Annotated in this window: 3 protein-coding genes; 1 reads left to right on the top strand and 2 read right to left on the bottom strand. The window is 68.7% G+C overall.

All coding sequences use genetic code 11. The annotated features are described in order from the left end of the window. A partial coding sequence (locus DSP71_RS09195) for an MBL fold metallo-hydrolase (RefSeq protein WP_113680947.1) occupies positions 1-482 on the bottom strand: 482 nt, incomplete at its 3' end. A gap of 97 nt (positions 483-579) precedes the next feature. Here DSP71_RS09195 and DSP71_RS09200 point away from each other — a divergent pair. After that, entirely contained in the window at positions 580-1,104 is a 525-nt protein-coding gene (locus tag DSP71_RS09200; RefSeq protein ID WP_058632351.1) for a TetR/AcrR family transcriptional regulator, read from the top strand. A gap of 32 nt (positions 1,105-1,136) precedes the next feature. On the opposite strand, the gene DSP71_RS09205 is transcribed toward DSP71_RS09200, so the two are convergent. Further along, positions 1,137-2,013, bottom strand: an 877-nt coding sequence (locus tag DSP71_RS09205) for a pyridoxal-dependent decarboxylase (protein WP_258546345.1), incomplete at its 5' end; no start/stop codon positions are given.

Genomic DNA, 2,013 nt, shown 5'->3' on the forward strand with positions numbered 1-2,013 from the left:
TGCACCGCGATGCTCCCCGGCGAATGGCCGGGCATCCCGAGCACGACCGGCGCGCCCGGAAGGTCGATCACATCGCCGTCTGTCACCTCGGTCACGACCGACACGTGTGGCGTGCGCAGCGCGTTCTTGCGGAGCCCGTACGTGAGGAACCCGAGCGTCGGTCCGATCTTGGCCGGCCCCATGGGGGTCTTGGGCTTCTCGCCGGTGCGCACCCGATGGCTGTCGGCCTCGTGGATGAACACCGGTGCCCCGACCTCCTTCCGCAGCCGTTCGGCGAAGCCGATGTGGTCGCCGTCGCCGTGCGTCAACACGAGACCGCGGATATCGGACAGAGGGCGCCCGATCGTCGAGAGCTCGCGCTGCAGATCGTGCCAGTGCCCGGGGAGACCGGCGTCGATCAGCGTGATCCCCTCCGGCAGGTCGATGAGGTAGGAGGCGACGATGTCGTTGCCCAGTCGGTGCAGGTGCGGTGCGAGCTTCATGGCTGATCCTCTCGGGATGATTGCGATGGCTACGATACGTAGCTATCATGGCTAATGTCAATAGCCATGGCTGTCAGCAGCCGTCACAGGAGGATCGATGCCGACACCCGAACGCACATCCACCGAGGAGATCGTCGCCGCCGGGCGGGAGATCCTCGAGGTCGCCGGTCCCTCCGGGCTCACGATGCAGGCCGTCGCAGAACGGGTGGGGGTCCGCGCCCCCTCGCTGTACAAGCGCGTGCGAGACCGTGACGCACTGCATTCCGCCGTCGCCGCAGCCTCGATCGACGCGCTCACCGCACGTCTCGAAGCCGCGGGCGACGACATCGGTGCGCTCGCGCACGCCTATCGCGACTTCGCGCACCGGCATCCGGAGGGCTTCCGCCTCATGTTCACGATCGCGGCCCCGCACGATGCCCTCGAACGGTCAGCCGCGCCCCTGATCCGCACCGCCTCCGCCCTGGTCGGGCAGGAAGACGCCCTCGACGCCGCGCGCTTCTTCACGGCGTGGGCCACGGGTTTCCTGCAGATGGAGCTGTCCGGGGCGTTCCGCCTCGGCGGCGACGTCGATCGTGCCTTCGAGTACGGCCTGCACCGTCTGCTGGCCGGAATCACCGCCTGACCTGCCCACGCTGCAGGTCGAGTCCGCCTCGCCTACCTCATGGTGTCGAGGATGCCGACGAGGTCTTCGAACGTGGTGAGCGGATTCAGGATCGCGAAGCGCGTGTTCGGACGACCGGCGTGGGAGCTGGGCACCACGAAGGCCCGCTGCGAGTCGAGCAGGGCGGCCGACCAGCGGTCGTAGTCGGCGCGCTCCCATCCCTCGCGCTCGAACACCACGATCGACAGCTGCGGGTCGCGCACCAGCTTCAGTTCGGAGCGTCGGGCGATCTCGTCGGCGATCCGCCGGGTCAGAGCGAGACCGGCGCTCACGGCCTCGCGGTATGCCGTCACGCCGTACGTCGCGACCGAGAACCACATCGGCAGACCGCGCGGTCGACGAGTGAGCTGGATCGAATAGTCCGAGGGACTGAACTCGTCGACGTCGGTCAGGATGTCGAGGTACTCGGCGTGCTGCGTGTGCGCCCGACGTCCGCTGTCGGGGTCGCGGTAGATCAGGGCACAGCAGTCGAACGGAGCGAACAGCCACTTGTGCGGGTCGACGATGACCGAGTCGGCGCGCTCCACACCCGCGAACAGGTGCCGAGCCTCCGGGGCCAGCATGGCCGTGAGGCCGTAGGCGCCGTCGATGTGCAGCCAGAAGTCGAACTCGTCCTTGAGTGCAGCGATGCCGGCGATGTCGTCGACGATGCCGAAGTTCGTCGATCCCCCGGTCGCGACCACCGCGCAGATCTCGTCCCCGTGCTCGGCCAGCGCCTCGCGGACGCCCTCGGCACGCAGCACGCCGTCCTCTCCCGCCGGCACCAGCAGCACGTCGGCATCCATCACGCGCGCGGCCGACTTGTTCGAGGAGTGCGCCTCGACGCTGCAGAGGATCTTCCACCGGCTCGGCAGTTCCCTCCCCGCCGCG

The organism is Microbacterium sp. H6 (assembly GCF_003314775.1).
GTDB classification, from domain to species: domain Bacteria; phylum Actinomycetota; class Actinomycetes; order Actinomycetales; family Microbacteriaceae; genus Microbacterium; species Microbacterium oxydans.

Bases quoted from the DNA above. Each gene is read 5' to 3' on its own strand.
- DSP71_RS09200 (WP_058632351.1), top strand. From the start codon at position 580: ATGCCGACACCCGAACGCACATCCACCGAGGAGATCGTCGCCGCCGGG.